Origin of the sequence: Pseudomonas sp. (assembly GCF_051660785.1) — a bacterium.
In the GTDB taxonomy this organism is placed as follows: domain Bacteria; phylum Pseudomonadota; class Gammaproteobacteria; order Pseudomonadales; family Pseudomonadaceae; genus Aquipseudomonas.
The window spans coordinates 23,310-45,088 of sequence record NZ_JBOFQE010000104.1 but is presented as its reverse complement, the minus strand read 5'-3'; the positions used below and the strand labels follow the sequence as shown (position 1 = coordinate 45,088).

Annotated in this window: 23 protein-coding genes and 2 pseudogenes; 10 read left to right on the top strand and 15 right to left on the bottom strand. The window is 57.7% G+C overall.

Annotated elements, in window-relative coordinates; all coding sequences use genetic code 11:
• Positions 1 to 123, top strand: a pseudogene (locus tag ACRC4F_RS29410) (IS481 family transposase); the annotation flags it as partial.
• A 105-nt stretch (positions 124 to 228) separates the two neighbouring features.
• Here the strand turns inward: ACRC4F_RS29410 and ACRC4F_RS29405 are convergent.
• A complete protein-coding gene (locus tag ACRC4F_RS29405) occupies positions 229 to 1,338 on the bottom strand; it encodes an ABC transporter ATP-binding protein (protein WP_438662448.1) in 1,110 nt (369 codons plus the stop codon).
• On the bottom strand, positions 1,335 to 2,255 hold the full coding sequence (argF, locus tag ACRC4F_RS29400) for an ornithine carbamoyltransferase (RefSeq protein ID WP_438662447.1): 921 nt from the start codon (positions 2,253 to 2,255) through the stop codon (positions 1,335 to 1,337). The genes ACRC4F_RS29405 and argF overlap by 4 nt, the downstream gene beginning before the upstream one ends.
• Before the next feature lie 494 nt (positions 2,256 to 2,749).
• On the opposite strand from argF, the gene ACRC4F_RS29395 reads away from it, so the two are divergent.
• From ACRC4F_RS29395 to grxD, 5 genes are all read left to right on the top strand, one after another.
• Positions 2,750 to 2,956, top strand: a complete 207-nt coding sequence (locus ACRC4F_RS29395; protein ID WP_438662446.1) for a hypothetical protein — start codon at positions 2,750 to 2,752, stop codon at positions 2,954 to 2,956.
• A complete protein-coding gene (locus ACRC4F_RS29390; protein WP_438662445.1) occupies positions 2,937 to 3,272 on the top strand; it encodes a hypothetical protein in 336 nt (111 codons plus the stop codon). Before ACRC4F_RS29395 ends, ACRC4F_RS29390 begins: the two co-directional genes overlap by 20 nt.
• 135 nt (positions 3,273 to 3,407) lie before the next feature.
• Positions 3,408 to 3,701: a hypothetical protein gene (locus ACRC4F_RS29385; protein ID WP_438662444.1), complete on the top strand. Its 294-nt coding sequence runs from the start codon at positions 3,408 to 3,410 to the stop codon at positions 3,699 to 3,701.
• A 134-nt stretch (positions 3,702 to 3,835) separates the two neighbouring features.
• The gene (locus ACRC4F_RS29380; protein ID WP_438662443.1) at positions 3,836 to 5,944 is read left to right on the top strand and encodes a molybdopterin oxidoreductase family protein; all 2,109 of its coding nucleotides are present in this window, start codon (positions 3,836 to 3,838) and stop codon (positions 5,942 to 5,944) included.
• Positions 5,945 to 6,041: 97 nt separating this feature from the next.
• Positions 6,042 to 6,383: a Grx4 family monothiol glutaredoxin gene (grxD, locus tag ACRC4F_RS29375; protein ID WP_438662442.1), complete on the top strand. Its 342-nt coding sequence runs from the start codon at positions 6,042 to 6,044 to the stop codon at positions 6,381 to 6,383.
• Positions 6,384 to 6,569: 186 nt separating this feature from the next.
• Here grxD and bfr read toward each other — a convergent pair whose 3' ends face one another.
• Positions 6,570 to 7,046: a bacterioferritin gene (gene bfr / locus ACRC4F_RS29370; RefSeq protein WP_438662441.1), complete on the bottom strand. Its 477-nt coding sequence runs from the start codon at positions 7,044 to 7,046 to the stop codon at positions 6,570 to 6,572.
• A gap of 199 nt (positions 7,047 to 7,245) precedes the next feature.
• Positions 7,246 to 7,464 carry a bacterioferritin-associated ferredoxin gene (locus ACRC4F_RS29365; RefSeq protein WP_007943567.1) on the bottom strand — a complete coding sequence of 73 codons (219 nt, stop codon included), beginning with the start codon at positions 7,462 to 7,464 and terminating at the stop codon, positions 7,246 to 7,248.
• A gap of 314 nt (positions 7,465 to 7,778) precedes the next feature.
• Between ACRC4F_RS29365 and ACRC4F_RS29360 the strand changes: the two genes are divergently transcribed.
• Positions 7,779 to 8,381 carry a peroxiredoxin gene (locus ACRC4F_RS29360; protein ID WP_131060882.1) on the top strand — a complete coding sequence of 201 codons (603 nt, stop codon included), beginning with the start codon at positions 7,779 to 7,781 and terminating at the stop codon, positions 8,379 to 8,381.
• A 161-nt stretch (positions 8,382 to 8,542) separates the two neighbouring features.
• Here ACRC4F_RS29360 and rnt read toward each other — a convergent pair whose 3' ends face one another.
• The gene (rnt, locus tag ACRC4F_RS29355) at positions 8,543 to 9,220 is read right to left on the bottom strand and encodes a ribonuclease T (protein ID WP_064679478.1); all 678 of its coding nucleotides are present in this window, start codon (positions 9,218 to 9,220) and stop codon (positions 8,543 to 8,545) included.
• Complete coding sequence (pyrC, locus tag ACRC4F_RS29350) at positions 9,217 to 10,263, bottom strand: dihydroorotase (protein ID WP_438662440.1); 1,047 nt, start codon at positions 10,261 to 10,263, stop codon at positions 9,217 to 9,219. Before pyrC ends, rnt begins: the two co-directional genes overlap by 4 nt.
• Positions 10,264 to 10,420: 157 nt before the next feature.
• Between pyrC and ACRC4F_RS29345 the strand changes: the two genes are divergently transcribed.
• Together ACRC4F_RS29345 and ACRC4F_RS29340 are read left to right on the top strand one after the other, a co-directional pair.
• Positions 10,421 to 11,329, top strand: coding sequence for a flagellar protein MotY (locus ACRC4F_RS29345; protein WP_438662439.1), 909 nt, complete (start codon positions 10,421 to 10,423; stop codon positions 11,327 to 11,329).
• 129 nt (positions 11,330 to 11,458) lie between these two features.
• Complete coding sequence (locus tag ACRC4F_RS29340) at positions 11,459 to 12,676, top strand: argininosuccinate synthase (protein WP_007898502.1); 1,218 nt, start codon at positions 11,459 to 11,461, stop codon at positions 12,674 to 12,676.
• A gap of 180 nt (positions 12,677 to 12,856) precedes the next feature.
• Here the strand turns inward: ACRC4F_RS29340 and ACRC4F_RS29335 are convergent, their stop codons facing one another.
• Positions 12,857 to 13,438: a hypothetical protein gene (locus tag ACRC4F_RS29335; protein ID WP_438662438.1), complete on the bottom strand. Its 582-nt coding sequence runs from the start codon at positions 13,436 to 13,438 to the stop codon at positions 12,857 to 12,859.
• Positions 13,439 to 14,022: 584 nt separating this feature from the next.
• Here ACRC4F_RS29335 and ACRC4F_RS29330 point away from each other — a divergent pair.
• On the top strand, positions 14,023 to 14,649 hold the full coding sequence (locus ACRC4F_RS29330) for a response regulator transcription factor (protein WP_007943575.1): 627 nt from the start codon (positions 14,023 to 14,025) through the stop codon (positions 14,647 to 14,649).
• Between the two features lie 91 nt (positions 14,650 to 14,740).
• Here ACRC4F_RS29330 and ACRC4F_RS29325 read toward each other — a convergent pair whose 3' ends face one another.
• The 8 genes and pseudogenes from ACRC4F_RS29325 to metG all read right to left on the bottom strand — a co-directional run bounded on the left by ACRC4F_RS29325 (position 14,741) and on the right by metG (position 21,543).
• Positions 14,741 to 14,920, bottom strand: a complete 180-nt coding sequence (locus tag ACRC4F_RS29325; protein ID WP_084322711.1) for a PA3496 family putative envelope integrity protein — start codon at positions 14,918 to 14,920, stop codon at positions 14,741 to 14,743.
• A 107-nt stretch (positions 14,921 to 15,027) separates the two neighbouring features.
• Positions 15,028 to 15,666: an endonuclease III gene (gene nth, locus ACRC4F_RS29320; protein WP_438662437.1), complete on the bottom strand. Its 639-nt coding sequence runs from the start codon at positions 15,664 to 15,666 to the stop codon at positions 15,028 to 15,030.
• Positions 15,667 to 15,691: 25 nt separating this feature from the next.
• Positions 15,692 to 16,201 carry an Rnf-Nqr domain containing protein gene (locus ACRC4F_RS29315; RefSeq protein ID WP_438662436.1) on the bottom strand — a complete coding sequence of 170 codons (510 nt, stop codon included), beginning with the start codon at positions 16,199 to 16,201 and terminating at the stop codon, positions 15,692 to 15,694.
• Complete coding sequence (locus ACRC4F_RS29310; RefSeq protein WP_438662435.1) at positions 16,194 to 16,805, bottom strand: RnfABCDGE type electron transport complex subunit G; 612 nt, start codon at positions 16,803 to 16,805, stop codon at positions 16,194 to 16,196. Before ACRC4F_RS29310 ends, ACRC4F_RS29315 begins: the two co-directional genes overlap by 8 nt.
• The gene (locus tag ACRC4F_RS29305) at positions 16,802 to 17,785 is read right to left on the bottom strand and encodes an RnfABCDGE type electron transport complex subunit D (protein ID WP_438662434.1); all 984 of its coding nucleotides are present in this window, start codon (positions 17,783 to 17,785) and stop codon (positions 16,802 to 16,804) included. The genes ACRC4F_RS29310 and ACRC4F_RS29305 overlap by 4 nt, the downstream gene beginning before the upstream one ends.
• A 601-nt stretch (positions 17,786 to 18,386) precedes the next feature.
• A pseudogene (gene rsxB, locus ACRC4F_RS29300) lies at positions 18,387 to 18,761 on the bottom strand (electron transport complex subunit RsxB); the annotation flags it as partial.
• Positions 18,762 to 18,778: 17 nt separating this feature from the next.
• A complete protein-coding gene (locus ACRC4F_RS29295; protein WP_438662433.1) occupies positions 18,779 to 19,348 on the bottom strand; it encodes an Rnf-Nqr domain containing protein in 570 nt (189 codons plus the stop codon).
• Between the two features lie 143 nt (positions 19,349 to 19,491).
• A complete protein-coding gene (gene metG, locus ACRC4F_RS29290; protein ID WP_438662432.1) occupies positions 19,492 to 21,543 on the bottom strand; it encodes a methionine--tRNA ligase in 2,052 nt (683 codons plus the stop codon).
• Positions 21,544 to 21,779 lie beyond the last annotated feature (236 nt).

Below are 21,779 nucleotides of genomic sequence, written 5' to 3'. Positions count from 1 at the left end.
GCGACCTACCTGACGTCGTGGTTGCACGAGTACAACTGGCATCGCCCGCATGCCAGCCTGAGTTATTTGCCACCGATTAGCCGAATAGCATCCGTGAACAACGTGGTGGGTTTACACAGCTAGCCTGCTAGCGATGGCGGTGTATCAGTCGACATCATCGTTAACTGACATACCGCCATCGCTAGCAGGCTAGCTGTGTAGACCCACCACATTTTTGTCCGCGTTGTATCAGCTGGCGGTGCTGTAGCGGCGAACACCGGACTCTACAACCGGAATCTGCGCCGCCGTGCTGCCCGACGCCTGGAACAGCACCAGGTGTTCAGCCGCCACTCGAATACCGACTTGCGCCCCGACTTGATGATCAGCATGGCTCGGGAAAATCGATTCCAGCTGCGCCCCGGTCGGCATCTGCAAACGGTACAACGTGGATGCCCCCTGGAAAGACTTGCCGACAATCCGCGCTTTCAAACTGCTGTCCGGTGCATAAACGATATCGTCCGGGCGCAGCAACACATCTACCGCACCGCCAACGGGCCAGGTGTAGGCACGATTACCGCGTAACTCACCCAATTCAGTCTGCACCGACTCCGGGCTGCTCAACTGGCCGCGGATGAAATAACCCTGGCCAATGAAGCTGGCCACAAAAGGCGTCAGCGGTTCGTGATACAGGTTGTAGGGCGTGTCCCACTGCTCGAGTCGGCCTTCCCTGAAGACACCGACATGATCACTCACCGCAAAGGCTTCTTCCTGGTCGTGGGTCACCAGTATCGCGCTGGTGCCACGGGCCTTGAGAATGTCACGCACCTCATGGCTGAGCTTGCGTCGCAATTCGCCATCGAGGTTGGAGAACGGTTCGTCGAGCAACAGCAATTGCGGTTCCGGTGCCAGTGCGCGGGCCAGTGCGACGCGCTGTTGCTGGCCGCCGGACAACTCATGCGGGAAGCGCTTGCCCAGGTTTTTCAGGTTGACCAGCTCCAGCAACTCCTCGGTGACGCGATCCTTTTGGGGATGCTTGCGGATTCCGAAGGCAATGTTTTCGGCCACGCTCAAATGTGGAAACAGCGCGTAATCCTGGAACACCATGCCGATCCGGCGTTTCTCCGGGGCGAGGGTGAAACCGGCGCGGGAAATGGTCTCGCCCGCCAGCGTGATTTCACCTTCGTGCACCGGTTCGAAACCGGCAATCGCCCGAAGCGTGGTGGTCTTTCCGCAGCCCGAAGAACCGAGCAGGCAACCGATATCGCCGGCATTCAAATGCAGGTTGAGGTTCTGCACCACTCGCTGGACTTGATAGCCGCAGGCGAGGTTGCGCAGGTTAAGCAGTAATGGATGGCTCATGCGTGATGGTACGAAGGCGGGACGAGAAACTCGAGCAGGGCCTTTTGTGCGTGAAGTCGGTTTTCCGCTTGATCCCAGGCCACGGAGCGCTTGTCGTCGAGTACGTCGAGGCTGATTTCCTCGCCACGGTGGGCCGGCAGGCAGTGCATGAACAGCACATCCTCGGCGGCCAGGTCGAGCAGGGCGCGGGTGACCTGGTACGGCGCGAACAGCTTCAGGCGCTTGGCGGTTTCTTCTTCCTGGCCCATGGAGGTCCAGACGTCGGTGCTCACCAGATGGGCGCCGCGCACGGCGTCCTTTGGATCGCGGACGATGGTCACGCGGTCACCGGCCTTGGCCACGAATTGCGGGTTGGGTTCAAAACCTTCAGGGCAGGCGATGCGCAACTGGAAGTCGAACTGGATCGCCGCTTCTATATAGCTGTTGCACATGTTGTTGCCGTCGCCGATCCAGGCCACGGTCTTGCCCTGGATCGAGCCGCGATGTTCGAGGAAGGTCTGCATGTCGGCCAGCAACTGGCACGGGTGCAGGTCATCGGACAGGCCGTTGATCAGCGGGACGCGCGAATTGGCAGCGAATTCGGTCAGGGTGCTGTGGGAAAACGTACGGATCATCACTGCATCGAGCATGCTCGACATGACAATGGCGGCGTCGCCGATCGGTTCGCCACGGCCCAGCTGAGTGTCGCGCGGCGACAGGAAGATGGCCTGGCCGCCAAGCTGGATCATGCCGGCTTCGAACGAAATACGGGTGCGGGTCGAGGACTTCTCGAAGATCATCCCGAGCACGCGGTTTTTCAGGGGCTCGAACAGTACGCCGCGGTTACGCAGGTCCTTGAGCTCAACGCCTCGACGGATCACGCTGACCAGCTCTTCGGGCGTGCAATCCATCAGGGAGAGAAAGTGCCTTGCGCTCATCATTGACTACCTTTTTGCAACAGACCGCAGATACTCAAAGCCTTGTTTAACTGAAAAACGGGCGAGACCTGCGGCGTAAGCCGCACGGGGCGACGAAATAGGGGGAGGCGCGATATTGACACTAAATGTCGCGTTTTTCCAATAGGGGCTGTTTTTACAGCGTCCAACATGTTTCAAGCTTTACACCGCTTGACCTGTGCGTCGTGGCATTGATCCCGGTTGCGCAGGCCCGCAGCAACATTTGTACACGGTGCCGGAGCTGGAATGCAATAAATGCCCTGCTCAGGCTCGTCATCCGGCGAAGAGTAACAGACCCGTTGAGCAGCGCTCTCTGCCCTCGAACTTCACTGCGTCAATGGCGTCGTTTCAACGTGGCGGAGTCGTTTGCTGTTACGTTTTCAGGTGCCGGGTATCGGGCTGCGCTCAGGTAATATCCGCCCCATTGCGGAATCTCGACTGAGTAACGTCAAACTCTCCCAGGGAGGGAGCGCTGTATGGCAATCAATAAAACCGGACACACTGGCCTTACACGTCTGCGGCGTGTTTCTCCCGCGTTCGATATGGCTGTGATTTCCACGGTCATGGGCTTCGCGATTATCGCCAGCACGATTTATCCTGGCGTTCCGAGCGCAGTGGTCGGCGCGATCGTCGGCGCTTTTATCGGCGTGAAGAACTTCAGGGATGACGCGATTGCAGATTGATTCGACCCAGTTTTTGGTGATGGGGGGATTGATCGCAATTGGAATCTATCTGGGGGCTTCGGCACTCGCCCGATCGACGCCCGATCTCAAGCATGGCGCTGCCTTGGTGGTCGCGTGGTTCACCGTGGTGAGCGTCATTGATATTGTTTTGCAGGTCTATCAAGCCGAGCCTTATCAGCTGGGCATTCTGGCAAACCAGAAAGCGATCATCCTGATCGGGTCCGGCGTCATGCTTTGGTTGGCTGTTGGCGGAATATGGACGGCATTGACCTCACCCCTTAAAAAGAAGGCGTTGAAGATTTCGCAGCCTCAGTGAAATTGTCTGTGCGGCCGTACTCATGTTTTGACAATGCTCCAGGGCACCGGCCGTCACTGTGTCAGGCCTGAAACATTTGCTTATGCAAAGTGCTGGGTTATAACTAACTCACGAGTGACGCAGGAAGCCTTCGGAATGGAATCGAAAGAACAGCTGTTAATGGACTTACTCGGCCTCACGGCCCGTTCCTTGACCCACCTCACTGCGTCGATGACGTCAATGTCCTTCGAATTGATGCGCAGTGATGACGAAGTGACCAAGGCGGCCGGTCGACGCATGATCGACCGCATGGCAACCATCAGCACCGGGCTCGACGAGCACTGGCGACTGATCGGTGAGCTCACAGGCGTACATCTCGCCCAGGAACAGATCGAAACCATTCAGGATATTCAGTTGCAGGCGCCGCCGCCCGGGTTGCCGCCGAACTGATCTTGCGTGGCCATCGGCTGGCCTGATAGTCGCCGATTCACAAGACGAACGTCGCTGGCGCAGTCGCGGGTCAAGCGCCATAGTTTTGTTCCCGCGGCCGATATTGCCCGCCCAGAACAAAACAGAGACTGGCCATGACCAAGACTCTCCATCACCGTGCCTGCCACCTGTGTGAAGCCATCTGCGGCCTGACCATCGAGACCTCCGAGGTCGAAGGCAGCGGCGTGCAAATCACTTCAATCAAAGGCGATCCGCTGGATACGTTCAGCCGTGGGCACATCTGTCCCAAAGCGGTTGCCCTCCAGGACATCCAGAACGATCCGGATCGTCTGCGCCAGCCGATGCTGCGAGTGGGCAGCGAATGGCAGCCTGTCGAGTGGGAAGACGCCTTCAGTCTTGTCGCCGAACGCCTGGCGGCGATTCAGGAACGTCATGGGCAGAACGCGGTGGCGGTCTATCAAGGCAACCCCAGCGTGCATAACTATGGGTTGATGACCCACAGCAATTATTTCCTGGGCTTGCTGAAAACCCGCAACCGGTTTTCCGCAACCTCGGTCGATCAGTTGCCGCATCACCTGACCAGCCATTTGATGTACGGCCACGGTTTGCTGTTGCCGATTCCGGACATCGATCACACCGATTTCATGCTGATCCTGGGCGGCAATCCCCTGGCCTCCAACGGCAGTATCATGACCGTGCCTGACGTGGAGAAGCGCCTGAAGGCGATTCAGGCACGTGGCGGCAAAGTGGTGGTGGTCGATCCGCGTCGCAGTGAAACGGCAGCGATTGCCGATCAGCATCTTTTCGTGCGCCCAGGTGGCGATGCGGCGCTTTTGTTCGGGTTGCTCAATACCTTGTTCACCGAAGGCCTGACCCGCGACAGCCATTTACCGGTGGACGGGCTGGAAGACGTGCGTCAGGCGATCGCAACATTTACCGCCGAAACCATGAGCCCGTTGTGCGCGGTGCCGGCAGAGCAGATTCGCCAACTGGCCCGGGATTTCGCGGCGGCACCGACCGCGGTCTGCTATGGCCGGATGGGCGTTTCGACCCAGGCCTTCGGCACGCTGTGCCATTGGCTGGTGCAACTGATCAACCTGGTAAGCGGCAACCTCGATCGCGTCGGCGGTGCGTTGTGCACCGAACCTGCGGTGGATCTGGTGGCCTCGACGTCGGGCGGGCATTTCAATCTGTGGCAGAGCCGGGTGTCCGGGCGTCCCGAGTACGGCGGCGAGTTGCCGGTGTCGGCCTTGGCGGAGGAGATGCTGACGGGCGGGGAAGGGCAGGTTCGTGCACTGATCACCGTCGCCGGCAACCCGGTGTTGTCCACACCCAACGGCCGCCAATTGGAACAGGCGCTGGACGGGCTGGAGTTCATGGTCAGCATCGACCTGTACATCAATGAAACCACGCGCTATGCCGACCTGATCCTGCCGTCGACCTCGGCCCTGGAAAACGATCACTACGACACCACGTTCAACATGTTTGCGGTGCGTAACGTGACCCGTTTCAACCGGGCGATCCTGGGCAAGCCCGAAGGTGCATTGCATGACTGGGAGATCTTTGTCGGCTTGGCCCAGGCCTTTGCGGCGAAGACCGGCAAGGAACTGAAACCGACCATTCCCCCTGCACAGATGATCGATCGTGGTCTGCGGATGGGGCTTTATGGCGATGCCTCTGAACACAAGCTTTCGCTCGCAACGTTGTTCGATCACCCGCATGGTGTCGATCTGGGTGCGCTCAAATCCAATCTGGCCCCACGTTTGAAAACCGCCAACCAGCGAATCCAGGCCGCGCCGGCCGCAATCCTCGCCGACCTGGCACGCTTCGCCGCGCTGCAAGCACCGGCTGCCGATGAGTTGTTGATGATTGGCCGCCGTCATGTGCGCAGCAACAACTCGTGGATGCACAACTATCACCGTCTGGTGAAGGGTAAGCCGCGCCATCAGTTGTTAATGCACCCGGACGACCTGGCCAGCCGCGGGCTCAGCGATGGGCAGCGCGTGCGAGTCAGTTCGCGGGTCGGCATGATCGAAGTGGAAGTCGTCGCCAGCCTGGATATGATGAAAGGCGTGGTCAGTCTTCCCCACGGTTGGGGCCATGCACGCCCGGGCGTACAGATGACGATCGCCAGTGGTCAGCCCGGCTCCAGCGCCAATGACCTGACTGATGAATGTCAGCTCGACGAGTTGTCGGGAAATGCGGCGTTGAATGGCGTTCCAGTGACTGTGGCGGCGGCTTGATAGTGTCTGTCGGGGAGACCGAGCATGGCGCTCGGGTTTCCGTTACAATGCGCCACCGTGCCGACCCCTGAGTCGGAAAGTTCAGCCGAGGTGCTCCATGGATATCATCGAAACGATTAAAGAGCAGATTGCTAACAACACCATTCTGCTTTACATGAAAGGTTCGCCGAATGCCCCGCAGTGTGGCTTCTCCGCGAAAGCCGCGCAGGCCGTGATGGCATGTGGTGAAAAGTTTGCGTACGTGGACATCCTGCAGAACCCGGAAATCCGCGCCAACCTGCCAAAATACGCCAACTGGCCAACCTTCCCGCAACTGTGGGTCGGTGGTGAGCTGGTCGGTGGTAGCGACATCATGACCGAGATGGCTGCTGACGGTTCGTTGCAAAGTACCATCAAAGCGGCTGTTGAAGCAGCTGCTGCTGGCAAGACCGAAGCCTGATCCACCCTGTAGGAGCCGGCTTGCTGGCGATGAACGAACACGCAGTTAATCAGACAAACCGCGTGTTGTTGTTCGCCAGCAAGCCGGCTCCTACAGATTGCCCTGCGAATCTCGGGCAATAAAAAAGCCCCGCCTCTTTAAAAGAGTGCGGGGCTTTTTATTGTCTCGAGTTTAGCGGGCGCTAACTTACTCGTCTTCGCCCATCTGCGATTGCAGATAGTTCTCAAGACCGATTTTATCGATCAGGCCCAGTTGGGTTTCCAGCCAGTCGATATGTTCTTCTTCGGATTCAAGAATGTCTTCGAGCAGGTCACGGCTACCGAAGTCGCCAACGGTTTCGCAATGAGCGATGGCAACCTTGAGGTCGGCATGACCGGTTTTTTCGATGCGCAGGTCGCACTCAAGCATTTCCTGGGTGTGCTCGCCGATCTGCAGCTTGCCCAAGTCCTGGACGTTCGGCAGGCCTTCGAGGAACAGGATGCGCTTGATCAGCTTGTCCGCGTGCTTCATCTCGTCGATGGATTCGTGGTATTCGTGCTTGCCGAGCTTGTTCAGACCCCAATCTTCGTACATGCGCGCATGCAGAAAGTATTGATTGATCGCGACCAGCTCATTGGCGAGGATCTTGTTGAGATGCTGGATGACTGTAATGTCGCCTTTCATGATGGGGTCCTGCCCTGTATTAGCTGTCTATAAAGCAGAGTTTGAGCCGCACAACTAAGAGTGTCAAACCTAAGTTATTGAAACTTAAATGAAAATTAATCGGAATAAGAATGTTTGTGTTCCGCGTCTAGAGCGTAAGCAGTTGATTTTCAGACATAAAAAAACCGGACATGAAGTCCGGTTCTTTGGAATGCGGTAATTACGCGGCAGTAAATTCTACAGGGAAAGGAATCGCGGCCTGTGCCGATTGCAATTTGGTCAGGGTTTCACGCACCACTTCCTTGGCAAGGCAGGCGCATTTACCGCATTGGCTAGCTACGCCGGTAGCCTGACGGACTTCTTTATAGCTGCAGCAACCTTCATAGATTGCATCGCGGATTTGACCGTCGGTGACGCCAGTGCAGAGGCAGACATACATAAGTGAGAACCGTCGCTGGTTGTGACTCAATTGCGATGGATCTTAATGTTAACGAGAATGATTGTCAAAGTGGTTTCTGAAAGCTTTGCGTTATAAGCGCGTGAGACTGACGAACGGTTTTTCTCCAGGCGATCTGCCACTAGCTGTCGCGAAGACGAATTTGATGCCCCGGTGAAAAACCGTTGAGGACAGCTCAAAAACGCCGTGTATGATGGTCGGTCCTTGCGAAGGGGGTCGTGTCACAGGGCTGTCGCCTGAGGGTGGCAGGCTGACGCGAACCCAGTTCTTCACGTTAATAGACCAGGAGATATTCAATGAGCGTACTCGTAGGCAAACAAGCCCCGGACTTCACCGTACCTGCCGTCCTCGGCAATGGCGAAATCGTAGACAGCTACACCTTGTCCTCGGCCATCAAAGGCAAATACGGCCTGGTGTTCTTCTACCCGCTGGACTTCACCTTCGTTTGCCCATCCGAGCTGATCGCTCTGGACAACCGCATGGCTGACTTCAAGGCTCGTAACGTTGAAGTGGTCGCGGTGTCGATCGATTCGCACTTCACCCACAACGCATGGCGCAACACCCCGGTAAACAATGGCGGCATCGGCCAGGTTCGTTACACCATGGCTGCCGACATGAAGCACGAAATCGCCAAGGCCTACGACGTTGAGTCCGAAGGCGGCGTGGCTTTCCGTGGCGCATTCCTGATCGACGATAAAGGCGTTGTCCGTTCGCAGATCATCAACGACCTGCCATTGGGCCGTAACATGGAAGAGCTGATCCGTCTGGTCGACGCGCTGCAATTCCACGAAGAGCACGGCGAAGTCTGCCCTGCCAACTGGAAAAAAGGCGACAAAGGCATGAACGCTTCGCCAGAAGGCGTCTCGGCTTACCTGACCGAGCACGCTGCGGCGCTGTAAGACCAAGCGTCAGGCATAAAAAAACCGGCCACTGAGGCCGGTTTTTTTTATGGGCGGAATAAACGCAGATCCCTGTAGGAGCCGGCTTGCTGGCGATGAACGATGACGCGATCTTCATGGTAAACCGCGTCGCCTGCATCGCGAGCAGGCTCGCTCCCACATCAGTCGTTGAAGTCTTCCCAGCCGCCCATTTGTTTCCAGCGATTGACGATGCCGCAGAACAGCTCGGCGGTCTTCTCGGTGTCGTAGCGTGCCGAGTGAGCTTCGCGGCCGTCAAAGTCGATGTCCGCCGCCTGGCAAGCCTTGGCCAGTACAGTTTGACCGTAAGCCAGACCGGCGAGGGTCGCGGTATCGAAGCTGGAGAACGGATGAAACGGGTTACGTTTCATGTCCAGGCGCGCGACAGCGGCGTTCAGGAAGCCCAGGTCGAAGCTGCTGTTGTGCCCGACCAGGATCGCCCGTTTGCAGCCGTTGGCTTTCAGGGCCTTGCGGATGCCGCGGAAGATATCGGTCAGGGCCGCTTCCTCGCTCACCGCCATACGCAGCGGATGATCGAGTTTGATCCCGGTGAATTCCAGCGCGGCCGCTTCAATGTTCGCGCCTTCGAACGGCTCGACACGGAAGAAATAGGTGTGATCGGGATACACAAAGCCTTTTTCATCCATGGCGATCGTGGTCGCGGCGATTTCCAGCAGGGCGTCAGTGGCAGAGTTGAAACCGCCGGTTTCAACGTCGACAACAACTGGCAGGTATCCACGGAAGCGCTCAGCCATCGGGTGGCGCGAACCACCTCCGCCGCCTTGACCGTCCTGTTCGTCGTCGAAATGGTCTTCACTCACGCGTGTTCCTCCAGCAGGCGCCAGCGCAGTTTTTCACCGGCGCGCAGCGGGATTACGGTCAGCTCGCCAAATGGCAGGCTGGTCGGGGCGGTCCACTCATCGCGGACCAGGGTGATGCGATCGGTGTTCACCGGCAGGCCATAGAAGCGCGGGCCGTTGAGGCTGGCGAAGGCTTCGAGCTTGTCCAGCGCGTTGCGTTGTTCAAAGGCTTCGGCGTACATCTCGATTGCCGCATAAGCGGTGTAGCAACCGGCACAGCCGCAGGCTGCTTCCTTGGCGTGCTGCGCGTGAGGCGCCGAGTCGGTGCCGAGGAAGAACTTGTCGCTGCCGCTGGTGGCGGCGTCGAGCAAGGCTTCCTGGTGTGTATTGCGCTTGAGAATCGGCAGGCAATAGAAGTGCGGCCGAATCCCGCCCACCAGCATGTGATTGCGGTTGTACAGCAGGTGATGTGCGGTGATGGTCGCGCCAACGTTGGCCGAAGCCTCGTTGACGAACTGCACGGCGTCGGCGGTGGTGATGTGTTCGAACACCACTTTGAGCGTCGGGAAACGCTCGACCACACGACGCATGTGCTCATCGATAAAAAGTTTTTCGCGGTCGAACACATCGACATCGCCACGGGTGACTTCACCGTGAATCAGCAAGGGCATCCCGACTTCGGCCATGGCCTCAAGTGCAGGGAAGATCTTGTCGATACTGGTGACGCCAGAGTCCGAGTTGGTGGTCGCGCCGGCCGGGTAAAGCTTGGCGGCGTAAACGAAACCGCTGGCCTTGGCCTCGCGAATTTCTTCGGGCTGGGTACGGTCGGTCAGGTACAGCACCATCAACGGTTCGAAACGACTGCCGGCCGGGCGTGCAGCGAGAATCCGCTGACGATAGCCGTCGGCTTCAGCGGCGTTACGCACCGGAGGTACCAGGTTGGGCATGATGATGGCGCGACCAAAGGTGCGCGCGACATCCGCAACGGTATTGGTCAACACGGCACCATCGCGAAGATGAATGTGCCAGTCGTCGGGACGCAGCAGGGTCAGGCGGTCGGACATGAGGGGATTCCAGGCGGGTCAAACTGAGGGGAATGCTACCGGAAAAGACTCTCTCAGGCACTCGCTATCAAGTTTTGCGGGAAGCTTCCGATATCCAACAGGTATGCCGTAAATATGTGTGTCGGTCTTTTTGTTGTAGAAGCCAGTGGAGCCTCCCGTGCGCCAGCGTTATTTAGCCTTGCTCAGTGTGTTTGCCAGCCTCCCTGCGATGGCGCTCACTTTCCAGACCCGTCTGGAGAGCATCGAGTGGACGGTCGAAGGTGACAAGTTCGAATGCCGCCTGACTCAACCGATCACCGATTTCGGTTCGGGTGAATTCGTGCGCCGTGCCGGCGAGCAGGCGACGTTTCGTCTGAAAGCCTACAACGCAATGATCGGCGGTGGTTCCGCGACCCTGTTGGCAGCCGCTGCGCCATGGCAGCCGGGACGTGGCGACATCAACCTGGGGTCGGTGAGAATCGGCAGCGGCAACGTGTTGTTCAACAGCTCCCAAGTTCAGGCCGGGCGCCTGATCAGCGGGTTGATGGACGGCCGTAGCCCGGTTATTCGGCATTCCTCCGGCGATGGCCGTGTGTCTGAAGTGCGCCTGTTGCCGGTCAAGTTCAGCAAGGCCTTCAATGACTATCAGGTTTGCGTTGCGAAACTGCTGCCGAAGAATTTCGAACAGGTCAAACAGTCCGAGATCGGCTTTCCGGGTGAAGGCGTCGATCTCGATCCGCAAGCCAAGTCTCAGTTGCAGGTGATGCTGGAGTTCATGAAGGCTGATCCTACGGTCAATCACATCGAACTTGACGGGCACTCCGACAACAGCGGCAATCGCCTGACCAACCGCGAACTGTCACGCCGTCGGGCGCTGGCGGTGATGGATTATTTCAAGGCCAATGGCATTCAGGAATCGCAGATCACCATGCGTTTCCACGGGGAGCGCTACCCTGTGGCGCCAAACACCAATGCCAGCAATCGCGCGAAGAATCGCCGTGTCGCCGTGCGCCTTGAGCGAGTGGCTCCGACCGAGAAAGTTGCGCCTCAAACCACGACGCCGGGAAGCTCCTCGGCGACCTCCTGAACCCGCTGGATTCGTCGCTCGCTCGACAGAATCTGTCGCTTCGTCGTCATAAGCTGTCGCGCCTCTGTAAATTATTCCGTATGACCGGTAGACTTCACGGCTTTCCGTAGAACCCCGTGGAGTGATGGCATGGCGGACGTAAACAAGGTCGTTCTGGCGTATTCCGGCGGCCTGGACACTTCGGTGATCCTCAAGTGGCTGCAGGATACTTATAACTGTGAAGTGGTGACCTTCACCGCTGACCTGGGTCAGGGCGAAGAGGTCGAACCTGCACGCGCCAAGGCTCAGGCCATGGGCGTCAAAGAAATCTACATCGACGATCTGCGCGAAGAATTCGTGCGTGATTTCGTGTTCCCGATGTTCCGCGCCAATACCGTTTACGAAGGCGAGTACCTGCTGGGTACCTCCATCGCTCGTCCGTTGATCGCTAAACGCCTGATCGAAATCGCCAACGAAACCGGCGCTGACGCCATTTCCCACGGCGCCACCGGCAAGGGCAACGACCAGGTTCGTTTCGAGCTGGGCGCCTACGCACTCAAGCCAGGCGTGAAAGTGATCGCCCCTTGGCGCGAGTGGGACCTGCTCTCCCGTGAAAAGCTGATGGATTACGCTGAAAAGCACAACATCCCGATCGAGCGCCACGGCAAGAAAAAATCCCCGTACTCGATGGATGCCAACCTGCTGCACATCTCCTATGAAGGCGGCGTGCTGGAAGACACCTGGACCGAGCACGAAGAAGACATGTGGAAATGGACCGTCTCCCCGGAGAAGGCTCCAGACAAGGCGCAGTACCTGGAACTGACCTACCGCAACGGCGACATCGTGGCACTGGACGGCGTCGAAATGACCCCGGCCACTGTGCTGGCGACCCTGAACCGTATCGGTGGCGAACACGGGATTGGCCGTCTCGACATCGTCGAGAACCGTTACGTGGGCATGAAGTCCCGTGGCTGCTACGAAACCCCTGGCGGCACCATCATGCTGCGCGCTCACCGTGCGATCGAATCGATCACCCTGGACCGCGAAGTGGCTCACCTCAAAGACGAGCTGATGCCTAAATACGCCAGCCTGATCTACACCGGTTACTGGTGGAGCCCTGAGCGCCTGATGCTGCAACAGATGATCGATGCGTCCCAGGCACACGTTAACGGCGTCGTGCGCCTGAAGCTGTACAAGGGCAATGTGATCGTCACCGGGCGCAAGTCCGACGAATCGTTGTTCGATGCCAACATCGCGACCTTCGAAGAAGACGGCGGCGCCTACAACCAGGCCGACGCGGCGGGCTTCATCAAGCTCAACGCCTTGCGCATGCGTATCGCTGCAAACAAGGGCCGGAAGCTTTTCTGAGACCTTTGACGCTGCAACGACGGTAATGGAAATGTGGCCTTGTCGATGACAAGGCCACAATTCTGAAAGAGGGATGTTTGCTGCCGGGCATCATGTTCAACTTTCTTGTTGTTACAAATACGCTTCTGTTTGCTTTTGCTCTTCGATGGCCCTTCGAGAGCATTCTTCTGCTATCGGCACTCAAGCCATCATCGTCATGCCATGTGAGCTCAAATTGTAGGCAACCCAGAACGCAGAGCTGTTGCGTTTCTTTGTCTGTTTCGATTGCTTGTGTGCGCCTTCCTTCAGCAATGCCTCTGAATCAGTGCACGTGAGAAACACGATCACGCGCGCAGGGTTTTCCCGTGGGTGCTGGACCTTTTCCATCAAGGTGTTGAAATCCATTTTGTTATTCATCCATCGAGCGTCGACGATGTGAAGATCCTTTAGCAACACCGTTGAACGTTCGTACTGCTCAATCACAGGCGCGGGTAAATCTGCGGGTATGCCGCTTGACGCGTGATCGGTATCACTCATGGCCTTTATGAAATGCTTTCCTTTTTCAAAATCGGAGGGCGCGTAAAGCGACCGATAGTTGAAGTTGAGTGTGGCGAAGAAAAGGAAGAGCAAATAAAAAGGGAAGCTGATAAGGAACCAGATATAAATCTCTCGTTCCTTATTGTCCAGAAAGGGGAGGGAGATTGCAGCCGAAGTTTCAGACAGCGTTGCAAATATTGCAATGATTGTCATTGGGTTGCCAATTTTCGTTTTGAATTTTGTCATGTTGTTTGCTCATTAAGGATTGTCTTTTCTCGATCGGTTTATGGAAAGTTTTCGGATGTTTCACAGGTTAGCTGGTGGCGGGGTTTTATATTTTTTGGTGGTGTCCTTTTAGTTGGTTTGTTAGTTGGTGTCATAGTAGCTTTATTGTCTGTGAGTTGGGTATTTCTGTTTTAATTGGTTTCGATTGGTTTGTATGTCTGAAGTGTTGCTTCATGTTGGATTTGTTGGAACTGAATCAAGAGAGAACGAGAGGTAATTGTCTGGTGTGAGTGTTGATGTGACAAGATTGCTTACTTTTCAAGCGTAGCTCAATCGTCAGCGCTTGTCGGATCGCTCGGACGAGAATCATGTTTCTTTGATCCTTGATGCAAGTCGATACAAAAATATTGTAAAAAGGCGCGGCGCTGACCGTGCGGTAAAATTTAAGACACACAGTATTCGTGCGATTTTTGTAAGACATATCCTTTTTGTTTGTAGGGAATGTCTCTCGGTGCAGGTGGCCGAGGGGGGCGGCATGCCACGGGTGAAACGACTAGGCTATTGTGCGGGCTCTAAAAATTCGAACAGCGAAATTGGACTTGCCCATGAATAAAGTGCTGATCGTGGATGATCACCCCGTCATTCGTCTTGCGGTACGTATGCTGATGGAGCGTCATGGCTACGAAGTCATAGCAGAAACAGATAACGGCGTGGATGCGTTACAACTTGCGCGCGAACTTATGCCTGATATTGTCATTCTGGATATTGGAATACCGAAGCTGGATGGACTGGAAGTCATTGCTCGCCTGACATCGACGGCGATGCCGCTTAAAGTGCTGATATTGACCTCTCAGGCGCCTGGACATTTTTCAATGCGTTGCATGCAGTCGGGTGCTGCCGGATATGTGTGCAAACAACAGGATCTCACTGAATTACTCAGTGCGATAAAAGCCGTGCTCTCGGGCTACAGTTACTTCCCGAATCAAGCGTTGCATACCGTACGCTCAAGTCTTGGGAATGCCAGTGAAGCCGATATGGTGGATCGTCTGTCCGGTCGTGAAATGATGGTGCTGCAACAGTTGGCTCGAGGAAAGACAAACAAGGAGATTGCCGATGGCATGTTCCTCAGCAATAAAACCGTCAGTACTTACAAGACCCGCCTGTTGTTGAAACTCAATGCTCGCTCCTTGGTTGATCTGATCGAGCTGGCTCAACGCAATGGACTGGTATGAGTGCGGTGGGGTTTGACGAAGTTCGATGAAAAGACGTTCGCCCCGGATTGGCACTGGGTAGAAAGCCTCCGTTTCGGGAGGCTTTCAGGTGTCACAGGTCAAAATCGTAATCGGCCAATTGCTTTTGCAGTCGGCGCTCCTCCAGCAGATTGTCGATGGTACGGCGCTTGCTCAGGTTGGTCTTCGCCACTTCAACTACCGGTTCAGCGTCATCGGCCTCAACGGGTGTGAAGTCTTCTTCTACGTCCAGTTGCTCTTTGCCAGTGCTCATAAGGTTAACTCCAGGCTAAGACTGCCTTTGGCGCTCCTTATATCGACAATCTTCCGGCGGGTAAAAAAGATTTTTTCAATCGATGGATCAATAAATCTAATAGCGCCTCAATCGTCCGAGGTCTTTTGCTTGTATTCGCACAAGTCTTCGATCCGGCAGCTCCCGCAACGAGGCTTGCGGGCCAGGCAAACGTAGCGTCCATGCAGGATCAGCCAGTGGTGTGAATCGAGCAGGTATTGCCTGGGGACAAACTTCATCAGCTTCATCTCCACTTCGACCACGTTCTTGCCCGGAGCGATGCCCGTGCGGTTGCTGACCCGGAAAATGTGGGTGTCCACGGCCATGGTCAGTTGGCGAAAAGCGGTATTAAGCACCACGTTGGCGGTCTTGCGGCCGACGCCGGGCAGCGCTTCCAGTTCTTCTCGGGTTTGCGGTACTTCGCCGCCATGGCGCTCCACCAGCAAACGACAGGTTTCGATCACGTTTTTCGCTTTGCTGTTGAACAGGCCGATGGTCTTGATGTATTCCGACAGCCCTTCGACGCCTAAGGCGTAAATCGCCGCCGGCGTATTGGCCACCGGATAGAGTTTGGCGGTGGCCTTGTTCACGCCGACATCGGTCGATTGAGCGGAGAGAATGACGGCAATCAGCAATTCGAACGGCGAGGAATAGGCCAGTTCGGTCTTCGGTTCCGGGTTGTCTTCGTGAAACCTGCGGAAAATTTCCAGACGTTTTGCGGCATTCATGGGCAGTGCGTTTCCTCGAAATCGGTCAGTGTGAGGGGGTCGGGCGATGCCAGGCTTGCCAGGCGGCGATCAGCAGTCCCAGGAGAATAAATCCACCCGGGACCATCGTGGCCAGGTGCAGGCCGCCGTCGCCGATAAGCTCGCGCAGCAGGCCAAGGCCCACCATCAGCGCGCCAAACAGGCCACACAAGCGCAGGCGATCGAGTCGTGATTCCTGGAAAAACCCGTTGTGTTCCAGCACCACGCATTGCACGGCGATCAATCCTGCATAGATCCCCGCGTGCTGATGCGATTGAAGAGACAAGACTTGCGCGGCAAGTTCCGCGCAACTGGTCAATGTGGCAGCCAGCAGGATGCTGGCAAGCAAACGGGTGGGCGGAATCAGCCGTGGCCGCAGGGCAGCCATGATGACGTCATAAGCATTGATCACCACGAAGAACATCAGCCACAAACCCAGGGCCGTCACCCAAGCGTCCGTTGCGCCGATCAGGGGTGCAAGCATCAGTGAGTTGCGCAGTGTCGATGGCTTATTCATGAGTGCTGCTCCCGATCAGTTGCTGCGGGTGTTCATCGAAGTAGCGCAACGCGTCATGGACGGCGCTGATCACTGCTCGTGAAGTAATGGTCGCGCCCGCTATCTGATCGAATTGCCCCTGATCTTTTTTCAAGGCCCAGCCCGTGTCGCCCGGGTCGTTTCGAGACTTGCCGGTAAATGTCTGAAGCCAGGCGTTGGGCCATTCTGCGATCTTTGCGCCCAGTGCAGGGGTTTCCGATTGCTTGAGGGTTTTGACCCCCAGCAACTTGCCGTTTGCGTCGATGGCGATCATCAACTCGATGGAGCCCTCGTAGCCCAGCGTCTGGCTGCGCAGCAACACTGCGCGAGGTTGGCCGGTCCTGGTCGCCAGATAGCCGCCCAGCAGCATGCTGTTAGCCAGGCGGATGTTATCGAGGGCGAGGGGCTGGTCCAGCGGTTGATTGTCGTAGCTGTCTGGCGGTAGCAGGTCCAGCAAGTTATGACTGTCGATCAAGCGCTGTTGCGCGTTGATGCGCGGTTCGCTGGCGTGTTGCACAAAGTACGTCGCACCAATTCCCAGCCCGGCCAGAAGCACCAGAATCACAACACTCGTCGCTCGGTTCATGGGGCAACCTGCTCCTGCCTGGACGCGGCAAGCCGCTCCAGTGCCGGGACACTAAGGTTCATCAGTAGCACGGCAAACGCCACGCCGTCCGGGTATCCGCCCCAGGTTCGAATCAGGTAGGTCAGTAATCCCACGCCAGCGCCGAACAGCAGTCGGGCACCGGGGCTTTTCGCGCCGGACACCGGCTCGGTGGCAATAAAGAATGCCCCCAGCATGGTTGCGCCAGTAAGCAGATGAAACAGCGGCGAGCCATGGGAGTCGGAGCCCGAACCGTTCCAGCACAGCAAGCTGATAACGAACAGGCTGGCGAGCATGCCGACCGGGGCATGCCAGGTGAACACTCGCCGTTGCAGCAGAAACGCGCCGCCGGCGAGAAAGGCCAGGTTGACCCATTCCACGCCGCGTCCGCCGAAATGGCCGAACGCCGGGTTGCCCGCGAAGAGTTCGTCCATGGTCAGGCTTTTGTTGATCCGCAGGCTGTCCAGTGCCGTGGCCTGGACCCAGGCATCTGGCATCTGACCGAAGCCAAAGACCTGTTGAAACCCAGCCAGCAGATTCATGCCGTGCGACGCCGGCCATAGGGTCATCTGCTGGGGAAAGGCCACCAGCACCAGGGCAAAACCGAGCATCGCCGGGTTGAACGGATTCTTGCCGACGCCGCCATAAAGCTGTTTACCGAGCAGCGCGAACGCCGCCGCACTGACTGTCAACCACCACGGGCAATAAGGCGGCAAGGCCAGTGCCAGCAACGTCGCGCTGACCAGAGCGCTGCCGTCGCTCAAGGTCGGCTTGATGGATCGCTTGCGCAGTTGCAACACCGCGGCTTCAACGGCCAATGCGCTAACGGCCGCCAGAATCAGGTTGATCAAAACGCCCCAGCCATACAACCAGAACAACACCAGCATGCCCGGTACAGTCGCCAGCAACACCAGCTTCATGGCCTGCTGAAGACGTTCATCCACCGGCTCAAGGGGCAACATGGGCATCCACCTGGCGTTCGGCATCCTTCACCGCGAGCTCCAGCGCTTCGATCTGTTCGGCCGCCGCTTCGAGGGTTCGCGCTTTGTTGAGCTCTGCGCGACGCATGGCCAGCTGGATCTTCGCCCGTTTCAGTTCGGCATCCTTCGCTGGCGCGACCGGCACCGGGGTCGGCGGCGCGCTGCTTTCCAGCTTCGCCAAGGCTTGCTCCGCCACTTCGAACTGCTGTTGCAGCACGATCAATTGCGACTGCTGCTCAAAGGTTGGCGGATGCCCGAAGGCCTTGAGCGACTTGTTCAGTTGCGCACGACTCATCGCCACATCGATCTTGGCTTTTTTCAACGCCGCATCGGCGTTGGCCGCTTTCTGTGTGCGCACCCGTTCAAGTGCAGCCTGTACCGGGTCGAGCGTCATCACGTCGGTGTGCGGCACAGCACGTTGGGCGCGGGCCTGACGTTCGGCGAGTTTCTGTTCTTCCTCACGACGCAAACGGGCGTTGCGCTGTTCGAAGCGACGCCGCGCATGATTGCGTTTGGCGGTGCGCGCCCGTTGTTCCTCAAGGCTGAACGCCAGGCCACCGACAATCGGCAGCACCGTGGACAAGGGCAGTGGCCGCATCTCGATGCAGTCCACCGGGCAGGGCGCGACACACAGGTCGCAACCGGTGCATTCGTCGACGATCACCGTGTGCATCAATTTCGCCGCGCCGACGATCGCATCCACCGGGCACGCCTGGATGCACTTGGTGCAGCCAATACACTCCGCCTCACGAATATAGGCGATCTGCGCCGGGGCCGAACCGCGACTGACGTCCAGTTCCAGCACCGGTACTTTCAGCAAGTCAGCCAGCGCCGCGATGGTTTCACTTCCACCGGGCGGGCATTTGTTGATCGGCTCACCGCTGGCGATGCCTTCGGCGTACGGTTTGCATCCGGGGTGGCCACACTTGCCGCATTGGGTCTGCGGCAAGAGGGCGTCGATGCGTTGAATCAGACTCATGTTTTGATCAGCCCGCTGAATCCGAGAAAAGCCACTGCGATCAGTCCGGCGCCGATCAACTCGATCGGCAGGCCACGAAAGGGCAGGGGGATATCATTTTCGATGGTGCGTTGGCGCAGGTCGCTGAACAGGCTCAGCACCAGCCAGAACCCCAGCCCGGCACCGAGGCACAGGGCAGTGGCGTGGAAGAATCCTTTGTCGTCCTGGGCGTTGAGCAATGTCAGCCCCAGCACACCCGCGTTGCCCAGCAGCAGCGGCCAGAGGCCATCGAATGCAAACCTGGGCAATAACCGAGAGAGCAGCTTCAACAGTGGGCCGATCAGTAAAACGCTCATGGGCAGGAACACGAAAAGACGCAGCGACGTCAGTTCCAGCGGCACCAGCAGCCAGTGCCAGGCCGAGTAGCTCAACAGGCCGACAATCAGCAACAGACACGTCGTCGCAATACCCAAGGCATGCACTTGATCGCGCTCGCTGCCCAGCAACGGATCGACGCCCAGCGGCCAGTGCAACACGAGGTTGTTGATCAGGGCAGCGCTGATAAGCGTAAGTAGCATCTCGGTCATGATCGTGCCGGAAGAAATAGGGCTTTTTAACTGAGCCGTCTAAAAAGCTTAGGCATTATCCGGCAAGGACGGAGGGTGGGGCCAGATATGAAAATCCCACAGTCGCGCCAGGCACGACTGTGGGATCGATTTACCGCAGAACCTTACTTGATGCGCTGACCCGGCTTGGCGCCGCTGTCGGGGCTGAGCAGGTAGATTTCTTCACCGCCAGGACCGGCGGCCATCACCATGCCTTCGGAGATCCCGAACTTCATTTTGCGTGGCTTGAGGTTGGCGATCATCATGGTCAGGCGACCATCGAGCTTGGACGGATCCGGATAAGCGCTCTTGATCCCGGAGAACACGTTGCGTTGCTCGTCACCGATGTCCAGGGTCAGGCGCAGCAGTTTGTCAGCCCCTTCCACGTGTTCGGCCTTGATGATCAAGGCCACGCGCAGATCGACCGCAGCAAAGGCGTCGAACTCGATTTCCGGCGACAGCGGATCCTTGGCCAGTTCGCCGTTGCCGGCAGGTGCAGCGTCACCGGTGTCGGTTGCGCTGGCGGTCAGGTCTTCTTTCGAGGCGTCGCTCATGGCTTGCACTTTTACCGGGTCGATACGAGTCATCAACGGCTTGAACTCGTTCAGCTGATGGTTGCTGAGCAAGGTGGCGTGGTCGTCCCAGGTCAGCGGCGCGACGTTGAGGAATGCCTCGGCGTCGGCGGCCAGCAGCGGCAGCACCGGTTTGAGGAAGATCACCAACTGGCGGAACAGGTTCACGCCCAGGGCGCAGATGGCCTGGACTTCGTCCTGCTTGCCTTCCTGTTTGTTCAGCGACCACGGCGCCTTGTCGGCGATCCAGGCGTTGGCGCGGTCGGCCAGGCCCATGATCTCGCGCATGGCACGGGCGAAGTCGCGAGCCTCGTAGGCCTCGGCGATGCTTGGCGCTGCGGCGAGGAAAGCCTCGGTGAGTTCCGGCGCGGCGTTGCCGGCCACCAGTACACCGGCATTGCCTTTGTGGATGAAACCGGCGCAACGGCTGGCGATGTTGACGACTTTACCGACCAGGTCGGAGTTGACCTTCTGCACGAAGTCTTCAAGGTTCAGGTCGAGGTCATCGACGCCACGGCTCAGCTTGGCCGCGTAGTAGTAACGCAGGTACTCCGGCGAGAGGTGGTCCAGGTAGGTCCGGGCCTTGATGAAGGTGCCACGGGACTTGGACATTTTCTGACCGTTGACAGTCAGGTAGCCGTGCACGTTGATGCCGGTCGGCTTGCGGAAACCCGCACCTTCGAGCATCGCTGGCCAGAACAGGGCGTGGAAGTTGACGATGTCCTTGCCGATGAAGTGGTACAGCTCGGCGGTGGAATCCTTGCCCCAGAACGCGTCGAAATCCAGCTCCGGCGTGCGGTCGCAGAGGTTCTTGAAGCTGGCCATGTAGCCGATCGGCGCGTCCAGCCAGACGTAGAAGTACTTGCCAGGCTCGTCGGGAATCTCGAAACCGAAGTACGGCGCATCGCGGGAAATGTCCCACTGTTGCAGGCCGGCATCCAGCCATTCGGCGATCTTGTTGGCGACGGCGTCTTGCAACGTGCCGCTGCGGGTCCAGGTTTGCAGCATGTCCTGGAAGTCCGGCAGCTTGAAGAAGAAGTGCTGGGAATCCTTGAGCACCGGAGTAGCACCAGAGATCGCCGACTTCGGATCCTTCAGGTCGGTCGGTGCGTAGGTTGCACCGCATTTTTCGCAGTTGTCGCCGTACTGGTCTTCAGTGCCGCATTTCGGGCAGGTGCCCTTGATGAAGCGGTCGGCCAGGAACATTTTCTTTTCCGGGTCGAAATACTGGGTTATCGAGCGCTGGGCGATGTGCCCGGCGTCACGCAGTTTCAGGTAGATCTGGCTCGACAGCTCACGGTTTTCTTCGGCGTGAGTGGAGTGGAAGTTGTCGAAGTCCACCAGGAACTCGGCAAAGTCGGCGCTGTGTTCAGCCTGGACGTTGGCGATCAGTTGTTCCGGGGGGATGCCTTCCTTTTCCGCGCGCAGCATGATGGCCGAACCGTGGGCGTCGTCGGCGCAGACATAAATGCATTGGTTGCCGCGGTGCTTCTGGAAGCGCACCCACATATCGGTCTGGATGTATTCCAGCATGTGGCCAAGATGGATCGAACCATTGGCGTAGGGCAGGGCGCTGGTGACGAGGATCTTGCGTGGCTCGGACATGGGGCTCGGCTACTTGATGAAACGGAGGTCGGCCACTATAAAGCGCCGGCGCATATTTTTCACCCCCGCGACCCGAGGGCTAATTGTTGCAAAAGGACTTTGTGGCGAGGGGATTTATCCCCGTTCGGCTGCGCAGCAGTCGTAAATCCAGACAACTCGGTCTGTCTGGTAGATTGCAGGGGGGCGGCTTCGCCACCCAACGGGGATAAATCCCCTCGCCACAGGATTGCGTTCAC

Bases quoted from the DNA above. Each gene is read 5' to 3' on its own strand.
- ACRC4F_RS29325 (WP_084322711.1), bottom strand. From the start codon at position 14,920: ATGAGCACTGGCAAAGAGCAACTGGACGTAGAAGAAGACTTCACACCC.
- ACRC4F_RS29385 (WP_438662444.1), top strand. From the start codon at position 3,408: ATGGAATCGAAAGAACAGCTGTTAATGGACTTACTCGGCCTCACGGCC.
- ACRC4F_RS29310 (WP_438662435.1), bottom strand. From the start codon at position 16,805: ATGAACCGAGCGACGAGTGTTGTGATTCTGGTGCTTCTGGCCGGGCTG.
- ACRC4F_RS29295 (WP_438662433.1), bottom strand. From the start codon at position 19,348: ATGACCGAGATGCTACTTACGCTTATCAGCGCTGCCCTGATCAACAAC.
- bfr (WP_438662441.1), bottom strand. From the start codon at position 7,046: ATGAAAGGCGACATTACAGTCATCCAGCATCTCAACAAGATCCTCGCC.
- metG (WP_438662432.1), bottom strand. From the start codon at position 21,543: ATGTCCGAGCCACGCAAGATCCTCGTCACCAGCGCCCTGCCCTACGCC.
- ACRC4F_RS29335 (WP_438662438.1), bottom strand. From the start codon at position 13,438: ATGACAAAATTCAAAACGAAAATTGGCAACCCAATGACAATCATTGCA.
- ACRC4F_RS29395 (WP_438662446.1), top strand. From the start codon at position 2,750: ATGGCAATCAATAAAACCGGACACACTGGCCTTACACGTCTGCGGCGT.
- ACRC4F_RS29340 (WP_007898502.1), top strand. From the start codon at position 11,459: ATGGCGGACGTAAACAAGGTCGTTCTGGCGTATTCCGGCGGCCTGGAC.
- ACRC4F_RS29390 (WP_438662445.1), top strand. From the start codon at position 2,937: ATGACGCGATTGCAGATTGATTCGACCCAGTTTTTGGTGATGGGGGGA.
- ACRC4F_RS29315 (WP_438662436.1), bottom strand. From the start codon at position 16,201: ATGAATAAGCCATCGACACTGCGCAACTCACTGATGCTTGCACCCCTG.
- ACRC4F_RS29360 (WP_131060882.1), top strand. From the start codon at position 7,779: ATGAGCGTACTCGTAGGCAAACAAGCCCCGGACTTCACCGTACCTGCC.
- pyrC (WP_438662440.1), bottom strand. From the start codon at position 10,263: ATGTCCGACCGCCTGACCCTGCTGCGTCCCGACGACTGGCACATTCAT.
- grxD (WP_438662442.1), top strand. From the start codon at position 6,042: ATGGATATCATCGAAACGATTAAAGAGCAGATTGCTAACAACACCATT.
- ACRC4F_RS29365 (WP_007943567.1), bottom strand. From the start codon at position 7,464: ATGTATGTCTGCCTCTGCACTGGCGTCACCGACGGTCAAATCCGCGAT.
- ACRC4F_RS29305 (WP_438662434.1), bottom strand. From the start codon at position 17,785: ATGTTGCCCCTTGAGCCGGTGGATGAACGTCTTCAGCAGGCCATGAAG.
- argF (WP_438662447.1), bottom strand. From the start codon at position 2,255: ATGAGCGCAAGGCACTTTCTCTCCCTGATGGATTGCACGCCCGAAGAG.
- nth (WP_438662437.1), bottom strand. From the start codon at position 15,666: ATGAATGCCGCAAAACGTCTGGAAATTTTCCGCAGGTTTCACGAAGAC.
- ACRC4F_RS29405 (WP_438662448.1), bottom strand. From the start codon at position 1,338: ATGAGCCATCCATTACTGCTTAACCTGCGCAACCTCGCCTGCGGCTAT.
- ACRC4F_RS29380 (WP_438662443.1), top strand. From the start codon at position 3,836: ATGACCAAGACTCTCCATCACCGTGCCTGCCACCTGTGTGAAGCCATC.
- ACRC4F_RS29330 (WP_007943575.1), top strand. From the start codon at position 14,023: ATGAATAAAGTGCTGATCGTGGATGATCACCCCGTCATTCGTCTTGCG.